The 16,633-nt window shown below is 66.4% G+C and carries 14 protein-coding genes; 6 read left to right on the top strand and 8 right to left on the bottom strand.

Features of this window, described 5'->3' with window-relative positions; genetic code table 11:
• Positions 1-13 precede the first annotated feature (13 nt).
• Positions 14-259 (bottom strand): hypothetical protein, encoded by a 246-nt coding sequence (locus W7S_RS14705; RefSeq protein WP_014711901.1) that lies wholly within the window; start codon positions 257-259, stop codon positions 14-16.
• Positions 260-595: 336 nt separating this feature from the next.
• Here W7S_RS14705 and W7S_RS14700 point away from each other — a divergent pair, with 336 nt between their 5' ends.
• A complete protein-coding gene (locus tag W7S_RS14700) occupies positions 596-1,330 on the top strand; it encodes a hypothetical protein (protein ID WP_041297884.1) in 735 nt (244 codons plus the stop codon).
• A gap of 48 nt (positions 1,331-1,378) precedes the next feature.
• Here the strand turns inward: W7S_RS14700 and W7S_RS14695 are convergent, their stop codons facing one another.
• The 6 genes from W7S_RS14695 to lysX form a co-directional block, all read right to left on the bottom strand.
• On the bottom strand, positions 1,379-3,244 hold the full coding sequence (locus tag W7S_RS14695; protein WP_014711899.1) for a bifunctional diguanylate cyclase/phosphodiesterase: 1,866 nt from the start codon (positions 3,242-3,244) through the stop codon (positions 1,379-1,381).
• Positions 3,245-3,357: 113 nt separating this feature from the next.
• Positions 3,358-5,484: an Rv1355c family protein gene (locus W7S_RS14690; RefSeq protein ID WP_014711898.1), complete on the bottom strand. Its 2,127-nt coding sequence runs from the start codon at positions 5,482-5,484 to the stop codon at positions 3,358-3,360.
• An 87-nt stretch (positions 5,485-5,571) separates the two neighbouring features.
• On the bottom strand, positions 5,572-6,237 hold the full coding sequence (locus tag W7S_RS14685) for a TetR/AcrR family transcriptional regulator (protein WP_041297882.1): 666 nt from the start codon (positions 6,235-6,237) through the stop codon (positions 5,572-5,574).
• 262 nt (positions 6,238-6,499) lie between these two features.
• Positions 6,500-6,919, bottom strand: coding sequence for a DUF6653 family protein (locus tag W7S_RS14680; protein WP_179945122.1), 420 nt, complete (start codon positions 6,917-6,919; stop codon positions 6,500-6,502).
• A 4-nt stretch (positions 6,920-6,923) separates the two neighbouring features.
• On the bottom strand, positions 6,924-8,402 hold the full coding sequence (locus W7S_RS14675) for an alpha/beta hydrolase family protein (protein ID WP_192579388.1): 1,479 nt from the start codon (positions 8,400-8,402) through the stop codon (positions 6,924-6,926).
• Positions 8,403-8,479: 77 nt separating this feature from the next.
• A complete protein-coding gene (gene lysX / locus W7S_RS14670; protein ID WP_369751689.1) occupies positions 8,480-11,833 on the bottom strand; it encodes a bifunctional lysylphosphatidylglycerol synthetase/lysine--tRNA ligase LysX in 3,354 nt (1,117 codons plus the stop codon).
• Between the two features lie 460 nt (positions 11,834-12,293).
• Between lysX and infC the strand changes: the two genes are divergently transcribed.
• The 4 genes from infC to W7S_RS14650 all read left to right on the top strand — a co-directional run bounded on the left by infC (position 12,294) and on the right by W7S_RS14650 (position 14,450).
• Positions 12,294-12,899, top strand: coding sequence for a translation initiation factor IF-3 (infC, locus tag W7S_RS14665; RefSeq protein WP_072501342.1), 606 nt, complete (start codon positions 12,294-12,296; stop codon positions 12,897-12,899).
• 50 nt (positions 12,900-12,949) lie between these two features.
• The gene (gene rpmI, locus W7S_RS14660; protein ID WP_008257635.1) at positions 12,950-13,144 is read left to right on the top strand and encodes a 50S ribosomal protein L35; all 195 of its coding nucleotides are present in this window, start codon (positions 12,950-12,952) and stop codon (positions 13,142-13,144) included.
• Positions 13,145-13,232: 88 nt separating this feature from the next.
• Complete coding sequence (gene rplT / locus W7S_RS14655; protein WP_008257634.1) at positions 13,233-13,628, top strand: 50S ribosomal protein L20; 396 nt, start codon at positions 13,233-13,235, stop codon at positions 13,626-13,628.
• Between the two features lie 30 nt (positions 13,629-13,658).
• Positions 13,659-14,450 (top strand): RNA methyltransferase, encoded by a 792-nt coding sequence (locus W7S_RS14650; RefSeq protein WP_085976503.1) that lies wholly within the window; start codon positions 13,659-13,661, stop codon positions 14,448-14,450.
• Here the strand turns inward: W7S_RS14650 and W7S_RS14645 are convergent.
• Positions 14,437-15,504: an oxygenase MpaB family protein gene (locus W7S_RS14645; RefSeq protein ID WP_014711892.1), complete on the bottom strand. Its 1,068-nt coding sequence runs from the start codon at positions 15,502-15,504 to the stop codon at positions 14,437-14,439. The genes W7S_RS14650 and W7S_RS14645 overlap by 14 nt on opposite strands.
• A gap of 201 nt (positions 15,505-15,705) precedes the next feature.
• Between W7S_RS14645 and W7S_RS14640 the strand changes: the two genes are divergently transcribed.
• On the top strand, positions 15,706-16,626 hold the full coding sequence (locus W7S_RS14640; RefSeq protein WP_014711891.1) for an adenylate/guanylate cyclase domain-containing protein: 921 nt from the start codon (positions 15,706-15,708) through the stop codon (positions 16,624-16,626).
• The last annotated feature ends 7 nt before the right edge of the window (positions 16,627-16,633 follow it).

Here is a 16,633-nt window from a genome sequence, read left to right as displayed (position 1 = left end):
CGCCCGGCGTCGCTCACGGCTGGTCGCCTGGCCGCATCGACTCGCGGATCTGGGCCAGCCGCTCGGCCGCCGCGCGACGGCGCTCGTCGTAGTCGGCCTCGACCGATCGTCCCTCGCGTGACTCCGCGTCGAGTTCGGCCGAGCCCTGTGCCGTCGCGTACCGGGCCTCGATCTTGTCGCGCATGGACTCGAACGTCGGCGTACCGGCGTCGTCGTATCCGGCGTCGGCGGAACCTTCAGTGCTGGATTCGTCGGGCATGCCGCCACGGTACTGCGCGCCCGGTCGAAATCGGCAACATCCGTTGTCAGTTCTTGGGGTCGCTGCGGTTCGCATTTCCCGTGCTCTAGCCCCGACCGGCGTTAACCATAATTCGGCCGCGGTCGCGTGTTACTGAACAGTAGCTGACGTTTTCGCCAAATCCCGTGCGGCGCCTAACAAGCCCGCGTTGATATTTTCCGCCCGCGCTGTACAGCCGCCATTAGCTTGTTATGTCACAATCTCCTTGGTTATTTGTCGCGAGTCGAATTGAGAAACGATTCAAGACGTGTTCACGAAATAGTTCGGTTCGCACGGTTAATAGGTGGAGGCAAACCCATGGAAGCGGCTCAGCTCGAAGCAAGAGTGTTTGATGCCCCGCCGTCGGACGTTCGGTCCGGCTGGCGCGATCACGCGACGGGATGTTGGGTCGTCGCGTCCACGCCGAGGGCGGAGCCCGATCTGTGGAATCAATACCTGGAAGGCGCAGCGCACAGCTATCGCAGGCACGGGTTGGATTGGGTGCTCGACGTGGACGCGATTTCGGACGGCGCGGACACGGCGCTGTTCTTCGCGGCCCTTGACCCGGAGGGGCGCGTGGTCGGGGGCACGCGCGTCGTGGGGCCGTTGCGCTCGCCCGAGGACTCCCACGCGCTGGTGGAGTGGAAAGGCAATCCCGGCCTTTCCCTGCTGCGTCATATGATCGCCAACCGGCTTCCGTTCGGCGTCGTGGAGGTGAAAAGCGCCTGGGCCAATTCCCGCGAATATGGCAATCAGTCGCTTTCCCGAGTATTGGCCCGCACGGCCCTGCCGACGATGACGTTGCTGGGTGCTCAATTTGTGATGGCTACCGCGGCGGCCCATGTGCTGGAGCAGTGGCAATCCTCCGGGGGCGTCGTGGCCGCACGCGTTCCGGCGGCCGCCTATCCGAATGAAAACTATCGAACCAAAGTGATGTGGTGGGACCGTCGCACCCTTTCCGCTCATGCCGAGCCGGCGCAATTCAAGCTGATGTGCGCCGAGAACGCCGAAATCCTCAGCCGCTTTTCGGCATTGGAAGAAATCACGTGTTGATCTCCTATCAAGTACCGATCAGCGGTGGTTGTTCGGCTTTGCGCGGGTCTAAAACGCGTTCCCACTTCCACTCGGTCCCGCGTTTGAGAAGTTCGTCGGAATCGCGCCTCTGGCGAGGAGCGACTCCATCGCTGCGCTGTCTAGCGGGCGGGACAGCAGAAAGCCTTGTGCGCGATGGCAACCCAGGCTCAACAACGTCTCTGCCGCGGCCACGGTTTCGACTCCTTCGGCGATGACGTCAAGACCGAAGGCCTCGGCCAGGGCCATCGTCGAACGCACGATGGCCAAGTCACCTGGATTGGTATCCAGAGTGCGTACAAAGCCTTGGTCGATCTTGAGCGAGTCGACCGGAAGGGATTTCAGATACGTAAGCACGCTGTAGCCGGTGCCGAAGTCGTCGATGGCGATTTGCACTCCGATGTCTTTCAACCCAAACAGCGTTTTGCGTGTGGCGTCAATATCTTGGACCACAACGCTTTCGGTGATCTCCAGACATACGGTGCTGGGATCGAGACCAAACTCGTCGAGGGTGGCCGTGACGGTTGCGATGATGCCGTCCGTGACAAGTTGCACCGGCGACACGTTGATCCGCAATACCGTGCCGTGCCCGACGCCGTGCGATTGCCAGAGTCCGAACTGCGCGCACGCCGATCGCATAACGAGACGCCCGAGCTTGGCACTCAGGTTAATGGATTCCACCACCGGGATGAAAGAATCCGGCATCAACAACCCAAGAGTTGGGTGGTGCCAACGGATTAGCGCCTCGGTACCCAGGATCTCGCCGGTGCGCAGGTCAAACTCGGGAAGGTAATGGAGCACCAAGGCGCCGCTACCGCCCTCGATCATCCCTTCCAGGTGCAATTCGATATCGTTGCTGATCATGTCTGTTGTAGACATTTCGGGATTGAAAGTTGTGACCTTGTTGCCGCCAGAGCTCTTCGCCGACCGGGTGGCCTGGTCGACTCGGCGCAATAGGTCCGACGTGCTCTCGCGACCGGGGATGCCGGCTGCAACGCCGATACTGACGGTGCGACTGAGCATCTCGCCGTCAATCGCGACTTGCTGGTGAACTCGAGTGTGTAATGACTGCGCGAACGCTTCAGCATCCTTGACGCCCATCGGTGGTTCCGGCACCACGACGAACTCGTCGCCGCCGAAACGGGCGATGACGGAAGGCACCTCGAGGGCCCCCTGCAGCAGCGCGGCGAAGGCCTCGATGAACAAGTCACCAGCCTGTTGGCCGAGATGGTCATTTATGACTTTGAAGCGGTCCAGTGCAAGGAAAACCACCGAGACTGGTCCCGGCTGTCCTGCAGCCAAACGCTTATCGAGGTGTGCGATTAGTGCTCTACGGTTAAGCAGCCCCGTGAGTTCGTCGTGCTCAGCGAGGTAGTGGATTTGCTCTTCAGCGACGACACGGGCTTGCAGCTGAGCGAACAACGCCGCGATTGCCTGCAAAGCATTGAGCTCCGCGGGCAGCCATTCACGATCCCCGAATTTGACGAACCCCAGGGTGCCGGTGGTTACGTCCCCAGACAGCAGCGGCACAGCGGCTAGGGAGACGGCAGGAATACCGGTGCCGTCTTCGATATTGCGTTGGTAGTCGGCGTTCGACGGATCGGGACGCAAAACGTCGGGCTCTTTCATCGTTTCGACCCTCGCGAAGACCGAGTCGGCGTCGGCGAAATAGATCACGCCGATGGGATCGGGGTCGACGTTGCGTGGAGGCCATTCGGCGACGAGCACAGTCGCGTGGATTGTGTGGTCGTTGTGGCGCAGAAACCCAAAATTAACGCCGAAGTGGTTAACCAAGTCGGCGAGCACCCGTTCACTGATCCGGGCGGAGTTCACCGCCGTGGCCGCCATCAACTCGGCGGCGGCGGCGGTGACCAGGTAGTCCAACGTTCCCGGCATTTGCGTTACCGTAGCTCCAACTGGTGTGTGGCGCAGGCTTTGTGCGCAGGGTCACGAACCTGTTCTTGCAATGGACTCGGAGTCCATACATCGTGTGTCAGCACTGAGCCAGTTCAACTACGCGCCCGAGCCCGATCAATGCTGCGCCGACTTGGTACTGACGCCGGCGGTCCGGCGGTGAACCGGAGTAGCAGCACCGTGGATTGTTCCGCCGGTATGTCGGCCAAGCCTCGAAACTCGCGGTCCAATTGCATCAACTCTTCCCCGAATCGGGGTGAGAGTTCTTCGAAGTCGGCGCGACTCCGCGCGAATAGGAAGACCGGCGAGATCGGCTGTACCGCGAGCCCTTTCTGCTGGGCGACGATCCAGACCAATTCGGCGGCGGAGCCGCCCTTCGCGTAGTCGCGGAGTTCGCGTCCGGGCACGGTGATGACAGCCAGGCCAGAACTGGCCAGTATCCGATCGCGCGTGTCTTCTCCGAGCGCGCCGCCAGCTTCCCATTCGGCTAGGTGGGCCATCACGTCAGGGCGACGAAGGATGTCCAGTATTGCGAGGTCGCCGGCGCTGAGTTCGAGGCTGAGTACGTCGATACCGGTATCGGGGTTGGGGTCCCCTGGCCAACGCAATTCCGAGATCATGTCTCGGTGTAGCCGCGGCGTCAGGTAGCGAGTGCGGTCGGAGGCGGCCAAAATAGTTGCCGCATGCGCCATGTGGCCTCTGTCGGTGAGTAGATGTAGCCGTGCTCCTTCTCGTTCTGCTGCGGCGGCCAGCGCGCCAATCGTGTCGACATCGATGTGTCTGGGGATACCGCGATGACGGTTGGTTTCCCGCTTGAGCATTGGTTCGTAGAGGTCAGCGAGGTCGGGGTCGGTGCCGTCGACCAATTTGAGAGTGGCGCGCAGCGGTGAGCCCTCGTCGGGATCGTCAACGGTAACCGGTCCCAGGACGTGGTGCGCGGCAGCTGCGATCCTCGCGTTCAATAAGGCCGCGCCAAGCGCCACGGCACTGCCGCGGAATTCGACGTCCATCGCCGAAGTGTGTTGGGCGGCAATCTCGATGGTGACCTCGGTCGGTCCAGCCTGGATGCTCCATGGCTGCGCGTTTCCACCCGACGGGGCACGGATCGCGGCATCGACGATGGCACCGGATACCCCCGGCAGTGCCCCTGCTTCGCAAGGATCCACCGGCGAGGGGCAAGGCAGCGTCCCGCCGGGTTCGTCGAGTTTGTCCAGGGCAGACCCGATATCGATCCGGGCCCTTCCTGAACCCAGTTCCTCGCCGAGTCCGATTCGGCGCACGGCCTCGGCGAGCGCCGCCGCGCCCAGCACCACCTCCGAGGCCAGCTGGGGCCAGGTCGACAGCGAGCGGTCAATTTCTATCAGCGACGCGGCCCCACGGGACGATAATCGTTCGGCCTCAAGGTAACCAAGGATGTGTCGAACCTTTTCGCGGCTGCTCATGCCGGGAAGTAACCCTATGTCGAGATCGCCCATCAAACCATGCAGAATCGGGCGGTGAGGCTCTTGGTCGAAACGTTCCACGTCGACTAGTCCGCGATCGCTGGTAGCCATTAACACCGGAATTCTGCGGGCGCGGGCAGCGTCCCGAAGGGCGGCCTTGATGTCAAGGGAATCGCACTCCTCGATGACGATGTCAAGTCCTTCAAGGAATTCGCCGATGTTAGCCAATGTGAGTCCCGCATCGAAAACTTCGACCGCGATGTAAGGATCCAACTCGGCAATCCTTCGCGCCGCGACGTGCGTCTTGTTGAGGCCGATATCGAACACCGTCGCCGGGACCCGATTCAGGTTTGATAGTTCGAGATGATCGAAGTCCGCCAGCCGAAGGTCGCCACAGAGTCCTTGGGCGGCAAGGGTGTGCGCGATGACATGCCCGACGCTGAGGCCGGCCACGCCGATGCGCAGCGCCGCGAGCCGATCCTGTTCCGCCGGCGTGATGCTGTTGCGATTGCGGTCTAGGCGTACCGCTCGGTAGCCCCGCGGGCCGAGCACCGCCACGACGGTGCGCCGCCAGGGGTAGTAGGCCCACCGGCTCGGCTCCGTGAGGAGCTCAGGATGCGGTGCGGGCCGCAGGCTGCCCAGGTTGGCCAGCTGTATGTCGAGTCGGTCGATGAACTCCACGGCAGGGTCTGCCTGGAGCCGCCGCAACGCCGCGTCGCCGTCGGGCGCGTTAACGTCGAGAAGCTGCGCGGAGTAAGCGGATACGGCTGACACATCCATGGTGCTTCGTGTATAGCACCTGGGCGACAGCTCGGACCGGGATTGACCCTGTTTCCGTTGCGCGGCTTCTGCGCTGACGGTTATCGGTCACACTCGGTGAGGACTTGTTTCCTGGGCTACCGACTCGTCGAGGAATTGGCCATGCCGTAAAAGGTTGGTGACGGCGGCGTCCCAACGGCGCAACTGCGGCTCTGTAAAGAAAGACTCTTGTAAGTACAGCTCGATATAGGGATGCAGGATGATCGCGCCGACACGCAGGATCAGCGGGTTGAGCGCCCCCCAAACGAGATCGAGGTCGGGCCGGGGCTTGCTCCGCCGGGAGAACTCGTCGCCCTGGGCCGTGCTGATACCCAACAGTCCGGTGAAGATGACGGATCCGAATGCACCGCCCTCGGCGAGCGCGCGCCCCAGGTAGATGATGAGATCAGGGCGCTCGGCCATCAAGGACGTCAGACGGCGGCCGGCCTCGTCAAGCCCGTCGGAGGGCGCCTCGGAAAGGGCAGCCGGCTCCAATGCCTCCCCGACCACCTGCAGCACGTACTGATTCACCGCGGCGGTGAGCGCGGCCTTCGTGCGGAAGTGATGCTGCACCAGCCCTACTGACACTCCAGCAGTGTCGGCCACGGTGCGCAGCGATGTGGCGGCGATGCCGTGCGTGGCGAAGCAGCTCAGGGTGGCGTCGCGAATCCGCTCTTTGGCCGTCGGAGCGACCGGCGGGGGCGGTTCGTAAGGGAACATCCGGCAGGGTCCCATCCGTCGACAATACATCCGCATCGTATGACGATATGCAACGATCGACTTACCTTACATAGATATTGTTTTGCAGGCGGATCCCCGCCTGGCGGAACGGAAGTCGGGGCGCGGCAAGTGAATGCGACTTCCTCGCGGGGCGGTTCTCGCCTACGTTTCGCGCGACAATGTCAACGGCAAAGCGCCCGGGCTGAGATCAATTTATCTGCGCGCCCGCGGGCGTCCTCGGCGACGAACGGTGTTCTCGCCCACAAGGTCCGGGAGGCTACCGCGCCTGCCGCTCGAGATACCGGACCATCTGCTGCCAGTACACCAGGGTCAGCGCCATCTGCACGGCGACCGCGATCAGCGCCGGCCGCAGCCGGTGGCGGCGGGCGGCGAGCACCGCGCCCAACGCGGCGGCCGACGTCGCCGCGCTGACCAACGCCGCCGCATCACGGGGGCGGCGGCTGATCCAGCGCTCCTCGCCCAGCATCGCCCGCGTCGACCATGCGCGGTGATGGGCGGGCGTGCCGAAAACGAACGGGTTCGCGGCCAGCCACAGCGCGATCCACGCCGCGTGGCTCCACCGCCGCGTCCACGGCGGCACCAGGATCAACGGCGTGCTCGCCCACCGGCTCCACGCGCTCCACGGATGGCAGTGCCGCGCGAAGACCGCACGCCGAACGCGCGCAACGGATACCACCGAGCTACCGCATCGCGGTCTTGGAACGTTCGGCCGGAACGACGACCGGGGCGCCGGCGGCCGGGGCGGAGGGCAACGGCGTCCGCGAAATGCCCGGGGTGCCCAGCGCGCCGGCCAGCCAGGGCAGTGCGGCGGCGAACACGCGGTCCGCGAACGGCCAATCGTGCCGGCCGGGCTGCGGAACGACGGCGCAGTCGATTCCGTTCGCGCGGCCGAGCGCGCACAGCGAATAGGCGGCCGCGGTCTGATTGGCGGGGTTGGCGGCCGCCTCGCGTCCGGCCAGACGGATGGCGCCGCTGTCGGTCAGTGTGATGTCCCGGCGCGCCGTCGGCGGACCGTCCGACGAAATCGCGAACCAGCCGGCGACATCGTGGTACGGCCCATGCCGGGTGATCACCGTGGACGGATCGAAAGCCGCCCAGGCATCGGCGTTTCCGCCGAACAGCCGGGCGATGGTCTGGGCCTTGTTGCCGGCATTGGGGAAGAAGTCGCCGGCGACGTCGACGAACGCGCTGAACATATCGGGATGCATGACGGTCAAGTCCACGGCGCAGGTCCCGCCCATGGACCAGCCCGCCACACCCCAGTTGGACCGGAGCGGGCTGACACCGAACGCCGAAACCATATAGGGCACGACGTCTTTGGTGAGGTGGTCGGCGGCGTTGCCCCGCACCCCGTTGACGCATTCGGTGTCGTTGTTGAAGGCGCCGCCGGAGTCCACGAACACGAACACCGGCGCCTTGCCGTCGTGCGCGGCCGCGAAGTCATCGATCGTCTTGACCGCGTTGCCCGCACGGGTCCAGTCCGCCGGCGTGTTGAACTGCCCGCCGATCATCATCACGGTCGGTAATGGTGGCGGCGGGGACGTGGCGAACCATTCGGGCGGCAGGTACACGAGCTCGCCACGGTGTTTGAAGTGCGACCCGTCCGAGGGGATCGCGACGGGCACCACGGTGCCGTGCGGTGGCCGGATTCGGCTGGCGGCCATGGCGGTAACGGTCGCCTGGTCGGTCTGATCGGGCAGCGGGCCCGACGTCAGCTGGCTCCACGCGGACTGGACGGTGGGGAAGTAGCCCACCCACAGGTTGAGCACCAGCGCCGCGCTCAGCAAGCACAGCGGCACGGCCAGCACCCCCGCGCCGCGCCGCCAGCGGCGCGCGCTGCGCCAGCCCAGCACCAGCACCGCCGCCGCCACGCCCGTCAGCGCGATCCACACCCACAGCGCCGTCGGCGCCGGCTCCTCGGAGAGCCCATGGTCGACGACGTACCAGTGGGTCACGTAGGCGGCGGCTCCGCCGCTCAGCGCCGCCACCGGCATCCGCACCGTGCGCCAGCGACGCGACCGCCACCCGACCGCCAACGTCAGCACGACGGCGGCCAGCACCTGGATCGTCGTCGGCACCCAGCCATGCATCAGCGAGGTGTGACTAAGAGCCAGGAACTGCGCGGGCGCACCGTTCGTCGAGGCTGTCACGTGAGTCATTGTGATCTATTGTTTACCGGCCTGGAACATATTTACCTAATGTTCGCCCACTATGGACGCAGCGTTGCTGACCTCGATTAATGGGGTTTGGCCAGCGGGAACGGCAGCGTCTCCCGGATGCTGCGCCCCGTTATGAGCATGACGAGGCGATCGACGCCCATCCCGAGCCCGCCGGTGGGCGGCATCGCGTATTCCATCGCCTGCAGGAAGTCTTCGTCGAGCTCCATCGCCTCGGGATCCCCACCCGCGGCCAACAGCGACTGCTCCTGCAGGCGGCGACGCTGTTCCACCGGATCGGTGAGCTCGCTGTAGGCGGTGGCCAGCTCGACACCCCACGCCACCAGGTCCCACCGTTCGGCGACGCCGGGCTCGCTGCGATGCGGCCGGGTCAGTGGCGACACCGACGTCGGGAAGTCGATATAGAACGTCGGCTCCTCGGTCCGGTCCTCGACCAGATGCTCGTACAGCTCCAGCACCACCGCGCCGGCGTCCCAGTGCGCCCGATACGGAATGTGCGCGGCGTCCGACAGCTTGCGCAGCGCGGGCAGCGGCGTGGCGGGGTCGATGTGCTCGCCGAGCGCTTCGGAGACGGCGTCGTACACGGTCTTGACCGCCCACACGCCGGAGATGTCGACCGGCTCGAGGCCGCCACCGGCGCCCTGGTCGCGGGGGCGCATGACGGCCTGCTCGCCGTGGGCGGCCTCGGCGGCGTTCTGGATCAGCTCGCGGCACCCGTCGATCCAGACCTTGTAGTCGGCGTGCGCCTGGTACGCCTCCAGCAGGGTGAACTCCGGGTTGTGGCTGAAGTCCACGCCCTCGTTGCGGAAGGCCCGGCCCAGCTCGAAGACCCGCTCGACGCCGCCGACGCATAACCGCTTGAGGTAGAGCTCCGGCGCGATCCGCAGGAACAGGTCCATGTCGTAGGTGTTGATGTGCGTGACGAACGGCCGGGCGGTGGCTCCGCCGTGGATCTGTTGCAGGATCGGGGTCTCGACTTCGATGAACCCCCTGTCGAACAGCGTCTGCCGGACCGAGCGCAACACCTCGCTGCGTGCCGTGATCAATTCGCGAGACTCGGGATTGACCGCCAGGTCGACGTAGCGGGTCCGCACCCGGGCCTCCGGATCGGTCAGCCCCTTCCACTTGTTGGGCAACGGCCGCAAGCACTTACCGATCATCCGCCAGTCGCCGACGATCAGCGAGCGGGTTCCCTTCTTGGAAAAGCCCATGTGGCCGGAGACCTCGACCAAGTCGCCGAGATCGATGGCCGCCGTGAAGTCGGCCGTTCGCCCGCGCTGCAACTGCGAATTGTCCAGCAGCACTTGCATTTCGCCCGACCAGTCACGCAGGTGGGCGAACAGCACCCCGCCGTAGTCGCGTATTCGCAGTATCCGGCCGGAGACGGTGATCGTCTCCCGGTCGTCCGTGTCCAGCGCCGCGGCGACGGTGTGACTGGGCGGATGGCCCACCGGATACGCGTCGATGCCCTTGCGCCGCAACACCTTCAACTTGGCCAGGCGCACCCGAACCTGCTCGGGCAGCCGGGATCTCGCCTCTTCCTCGTCGGCCGACTCCTGGCGCCTCTGCAGCCCGCTGACGTCCGGCGCGCTCCCGTCGTGGTGCAGCAGCCCGGACGCGGCCAGCCGGGCGGGGACGGCCGGGTGGTGACCCGTGTGCGGCTTGCGCCGGCCGAACGGCAGGACGAGGAAGCCCTCGGCCAGCGCCGAGGCGACCCCGACCCGCGGGATCAGGCGGGCGTCCTCGTAGCAGGCATACCGCGGCACCCAGTCGGGCTGGTACTTCATGTTGGAGCGATACAGCGTCTCCAGCTGCCACCACCGCGAGAAGAACAGCAAAAACCCGCGCCACAGCCGCGCGACGGGGCCGGCGCCCAGTTGGGCACCCTGTTCGAAAGCCGAGCGGAACATCGCGAAGTTCAGTGAAATGCGGGTGATGCCAAGGTTTTCCGCGTTGAGTGCGAGGTCGCTGACCATCAGCTCGATGGTGCCGTTGGGGGACTGCGGCGATCGGCGCATCAGGTCCAGGGAGACGCCGGTGGTTCCCCACGGGACCAGCGACAGCATCGCGACGACGGTGCCGTCCCGGTCCAGGGCCTCGACCAGCAGGCAGTCCCCGTCGGCGGGGTCGCCGAGGCGGCCCAGCGCCATGGAAAACCCGCGCTCGGTTTGGGTGTCGCGCCAGGCGTCGGCGCGGGTGATGGTGTCGGCCATCTCGTCGGCGCCGATGTCGCGGTGCCGCCGGATCCGCACGGTCAGGCCGGCCCGGCGGGCGCGGGTCACGGCCTGTCGCACTCCACGCATGTCGGGGCCGGACAGCTTGAAGTCGGCGGTCCGCAGGATGGCCTCGTCGCCGAGCTCCAGCGCGTTCAGGCCGGCTTCGCGATATGTCCGCGCCCCCTGGGTGCTGGCGCCCATGACCCCGGGCGCCCAGCCGTAGGTTTGGCACAGACCCAGCCAGGCGTCGGCGGCCTGGGACCACGCCCGGGGATCGCCGATCGGGTCGCCGCTGGCCAGGCAGACGCCGACCTCGACCCGGTAGGTGATGGCGGCGCGCCCGCTCTGGGCGAAAACCACCGACTTGTCGCGGCGGGTGGCGAAGTAGCCCAGGGAGTCGTTCTTGCCGTACAGCTCGAGCAGCCCGCGGATGGCCGATTCGTCCTCGCCGGTGAGCGCGTTCTCCGCGCGCTGCGATTGAAAGAGCACGATCGTCGCCATGATCAGCGCGAGCGCGCCGAACAGACCGAAGATCGCGTTGAGGAACACGTGCGGCCGGCCGGTGAACAGGTCCGGATCGGCGAGCGCGAATCCGACCACCCGGTTGGCCACGTAGGGCAGGCGATCCGGGCGGGCCAGCGTTCCGGGGAACAACTCGACCAGGCCCCAGGACACCAAGATCCCCACCACATCGCCGGCCACCAGCACGCCGGCCGCCTTGACCAGCGCGCCCCGGCGGACCTTGGCCCAGAACTCCCGATAGGCCAACACCAGCAGGACGATCGCGACGATGTGCAGGGCGAACCCGAGATTCTCGCCCAAGATCTCGGCGGCGGTGTTGTCCCCGGCGGCGATATCGGCGGCGTTAAGGCCGGCGGCGAGAATCATGTTGCCCAGCAACAGCAGCCAGGCGATCCGCTTGCGCGCGGTCAGGGCCGCGGCCAGTAAGGCCAACACGAACGACCACGCGATGCTGGTGTCGGGGAAGTTGAACAGATAGTCGTTGATGAACTCGCGCGGCACCTTGATCAGGTAACGGATCAGGGGGGACACACTGCCCAGCAGCGACACGGTGGCGATGACACCCACGGTCCATCCGGCCGCCGCGGGCACCCAGCGATACCGCGAGTTCGATCGGCTACGGGGCCCCAAGTGCGGCCCCGAACGGGGGCCTGAACGAGGAGAAGCGAGTGTCACAGACCGCGAGGATATGCCCTCAATCCGTGAAAAGCTTGCCGAAGCGCTAAGAGTGACGGGCGCGAGTTTGCACGCGTTTTTCGGGGCCGGTCGGTGGCCGGCGCGCTGCCGCCGACCGGCCGAAGTGCTAAAAGGCACCTCAAGGCTGCTAAACTGACGCCTGCGACCATCCCGGCGAACGCCAGGAACAGTTAAGTGGAGTCCCACTCCCACCGCGAACCGACGAGATCCCTGTGCGGATCTGCGGAAGGTTCGACGGTCCGGTCACAGGCAGCGCGTATGCCTGTTCCGCGTCCAGCGCGGGCGGCCCGAGTAGCCCTCGGCCGCGATCGGTCGGCATTGGGCCCTGCTTGTGCAGGGCTTTTTTGCTCGTGGTGTGGTGTTTCCGCCGCTGCTTCCCGACGAACCCAGGTAACGGTCGTCACCGCAGGACATAGAGAAGCCCAACAAGGGAGGCCCCATCAGCACTGAGACCCGCGTCAACGAGCGCATCCGCGTACCTGAAGTCCGATTGATTGGCCCAGGGGGAGAGCAGGTAGGCATAGTGCGCATCGAAGACGCACTGCGCGTCGCTGCGGACGCCGATCTCGACCTTGTCGAAGTTGCCCCGAACGCCAGGCCGCCGGTCTGCAAGATCATGGACTACGGCAAGTTCAAATACGAAGCGGCGCAAAAGGCGCGCGAATCCCGCCGCAACCAGCAGCAGACCGTCGTCAAGGAACAAAAGCTGCGACCCAAGATCGACGATCACGACTACGAGACCAAAAAGGGCCACGTCATCCGCTTCCTGGAGGCGGGATCGAAGGTGAAGGTCACGATCATGTTCCGCGGACGTGAGCAGTCGCGGCCCGAGCTGGGCTATCGGTTGCTGCAGCGCCTGGGCGCGGACGTCGCCGAATACGGTTTCGTGGAGACGTCGGCCAAGCAGGACGGCCGCAACATGACGATGGTGCTGGCGCCGCACCGCGGCGCGAAGACCCGCGCCAGGGCGCGGCATCCCGAAGAGGTGGGGGGCGGAGCGGCACCGGATTCCGACGCCGCCGACGCCGAACCGTCGTCGAACTGACCTAGTCGAACTGACCTAATAGCGAGAACCGAGCGAGAACCAGAGGAAACATGCCCAAAGCCAAGACCCACAGCGGGGCGTCAAAGCGCTTCCGGCGCACCGGAACCGGCAAGATCGTCCGGCAGAAGGCCAACCGCCGGCACCTGCTCGAGCACAAGCCGACGAAACGGACCCGGCGGCTCGACGGCCGCACCGTGGTGGCCGCCAACGACGCCCAGCGGATCAATCGGCTGCTGAACGGCTGATCACCGCGCCGGCCAGACCCGCATCGCGAGCTGGCACGGCGAACCCATTTGTCGACCCACTACGCATGAACGAGAGTAGGAACATCCAATGGCACGCGTGAAGCGGGCGGTCAACGCCCACAAGAAGAGGCGCAGCATCCTTAAGGCCTCGAAGGGCTATCGCGGCCAGCGATCCCGGCTCTACCGCAAAGCCAAAGAACAGCAGCTGCATTCGCTGCAGTACGCCTATCGCGACCGTCGCGCGCGCAAGGGCGAGTTCCGCAAGCTGTGGATCTCGCGGATCAACGCGGCGGCGCGCGCCAACGACATCACCTACAACCGGCTGATTCAGGGCCTCAAGGCCGCCGGCGTGGAGGTGGACCGCAAGAACCTGGCCGACATCGCGGTCGCGGACCCGGCCGCCTTCACCGCCCTGGTCGACATCGCCCGCGCGGCGCTGCCCGAGGACGTCAACGCCCCCTCGGATTCGGGAGAAGCCGCCTAACCGGCCCGACCGAAGATGCCCGACCGGCAGGTGCTGACCGAGCGTTCGGCCAGGGTCGCCGCGGCGGTCAAACTGCATCGCCACGTCGGGCGCCGTCGGGCGGGGCGTTTCCTCGCCGAAGGCCCGAACCTGGTCGAGGCGGCCTCGCGTCGCGGCCTGGTGCGCGACGTCTTTGTCACCGAGGTCGCGCAGCAGCGCCATGCGTCGTTGCTGGCGGGGCTGGACTGCCCGGTTCACCCGGTCACCGAGCGCGCCGCGAAGGCGCTCTCCGACACGGTCACCCCGGCGGGCCTGGTCGCGGTGTGCGACATGCCGGCGACCCGCCTCGACGACGTGCTGGCGGGCGCGCCGCAGCTGGTCGCGGTGGCCGTCGAGATCGGCGAGCCCGGCAATGCCGGCACCCTGATCCGCCTCGCGGACGCGATGGGCGCGGCGGGCGTGATCCTCGGCGGCCGCAGCGTCGATCCGTACAACGGCAAATGCCTGCGCGCCTCGGCCGGCAGCATCTTCTGCGTCCCTGTCGTCGTCGCGCCGGACGCCCTCGCCGCCGTGGACGCGGTGCGCGCCGCGGGCCTGCAGGCGCTCGCCACCACCGTGGACGGTGAGCGACGGCTGGACGAGGCCGGCGAACTGCTGGGCAGGCCGACGGCGTGGCTGTTCGGGCCCGAATCCCACGGCCTGCCAAGCGAAATCGCGTCGGTGGCCGACCACCGGCTGCGCATCCCGATGTCCGGCGGCGCCGAGAGCCTGAATGTGGCGTCGGCCGCGGCCATCTGCCTGTACCAGAGCGCGCGGGCCCTGAAGCTGCCTACGCGGCCTTGACCGCGCGCTTCGGGCGGCCCCGCCCGGCGCGCAGGCCAGCCAGCGACAACGTCGTGTGCACCAGCGATCCGGCCCGCTCCAGCAGCGCCCGGGCGGGTTGAAGGGCGGGGTCGAACGGCAACTTGGGCGGCGGCGGGAAGTAGTGCATCGGCAGCCCGCGGCGGTCGCGCGGCGGCGCCATGAACGGCGGGGCCTCGACCAGCGGCGCGTCGCTGGGCAGCCGTCCCTCGGCGCGGCGGTAGGCGGCCAGCGCGCGCGGGTGCAGCCGGATCTCGTCGGGCACCGCCAGGAACGCGAGTTCGACGATCTTGCCGAACAATCGCAGCAGCACCTCGTCACCCGGAGTCCAACGCATACCGGCCTTTTCGCGGACCGCGGGCTCGAACAGCCCGGCCGCGATCCAGCGCTGCCCGGCCACCAGCGGTTTGAAGATCTGGTCCCAGATCGGGGTCGGCATCAACACGAACCTGGGTTTGGGAATGCGGATGTCGAAGATGTCGAGGACCGCCCGGTTGATCTCCAGCTCTTCGCGACCGACCCGCTCCCAGTACTCCTGGAATTCGTCCCACGACCCGGGCACCGGCCGCATGCTCATCCCGTACATCCGGTACCACTGCACGTGCTCGTCGAAGAGCTGCCGCTTCTCGGCCTCGGTCAGGCCGCCGCAGAAGTACTCGGCCACCTTGACGATCAGCATGAAGAACGTGGCGTGCGCCCAGTAGAAGGTGTCGGGGTCGAGCGCGTGATAGCGGCGGCCCTCGGCGTCGACGCCCTTGATCGTGCGGTGGTAGCCCTTGATCTGCTGCCCGGTCTGGGCCGCGCGGTCGCCGTCGTAGACCACGCCCATGATCGGGTAGACCGACCGGGCCACCCGCTGCAGCGGCTCGCGCAGCAGGATCGAATGCTCCTCGACGGCGGCGCCCAGTTCCGGGTACATGTTCTGGATCGCACCGATCCACACGCCCATCATTCCGGTGCGCAGATCGCCAAAATACTTCCAGGTCAAAGAATCTGGTCCGAGCGGATCAGCGGGGGTAGTCGATCTGGCAGTCATCGCGGCCTCCTGCACCGATTGGCCTCACGATAACTTTTGACAACGAGTGTTGTCTACGATTTCGGTGATGTGTCCCCGCAGCTGTTATCGAGGTTCCACACCGGTGTGCCGCCACCGTGACCAGGCGGTGAAGTGCGACTTGTGACACACCCGCCGGGGCCGTCGTTGCCTGCCTCTGACGAAACCAAATAACCTGGCCAGGTGGAACTCGCGCGTCGCGATCTGAAGCCGGGCGAGCCCGACGAACCCCGCGCGGCGCACTCCGCTTCGCGGCGCACGCCGCTGTCGGTGCACAACGCGACCCAATGGCTGCACGGCCGCAATCACAGCCCCGGGGCGGTCGCCCTGGTCCGCCGGGCACGCCGGCTGTTGCCGGGGGACCCCGAGTTCGGCGATCCGTTGTCCACGGCCGGCGACGGCGGTCCGCGTGCCGCGGCGCGCGCGGCCGACCGGCTGCTGGGGGACCGCGACGCGGTGTCGCGTGAGGTCAGCCTCGGGGTGCTGCAGGTGTGGCAGGCGCTGACCGAAGGCGTTTCCCGCCGGCCGGCCAATCCCGAGGTGACGTTGGTCTTCACCGACCTGGTCGGCTTTTCGACGTGGTCCCTGCGGGCCGGCGACGACGCGGCGCTGGCGCTGTTGCGTCAGGTGGCACGGGCCCTCGAGCCGCCGCTGCTCGACGCCGGCGGGCACATCGTCAAACGCATGGGTGACGGCCTCATGGCCGTGTTCGGCGATCCGACCGTCGCCGTGCGGGCCGTGTTGGCCGCCAAGGAGGCGGTCGGATCGGTCGAGGTGGAGGGCTACACACCGCGGATGCGCGTGGGGATCCACACCGGACGACCGCAGCGGCTGGCCTCGGACTGGCTCGGCGTGGATGTGAATATCGCCGCACGAGTTATGGAACGGGCCACCAAAGGTGGAATCATGGTGTCGAGTTCAACGTTGGATCTCATACCGCAAAGCGAGTTGGACGCGTTGGGCGTCGAGGCCAAGCGGACCCGCAAACCGGTTTTCGGGCCCAAGCCCGCCGGCATGCCCGCCGATTTGGCGATATATCGCCTCAAGACTTTTAGGGAGTTGTCAGGCTCTGATGACACAGCCGAAACAAAACCGCAGCCATAATGAGTGC

Origin of the sequence: Mycobacterium sp. MOTT36Y, from assembly GCF_000262165.1 — a bacterium.
Taxonomy (GTDB): Bacteria; Actinomycetota; Actinomycetes; order Mycobacteriales; family Mycobacteriaceae; genus Mycobacterium; species Mycobacterium intracellulare.
Note: the sequence above shows the minus strand (reverse complement) of the source record. Positions and strands in the feature narration are given on the sequence as shown.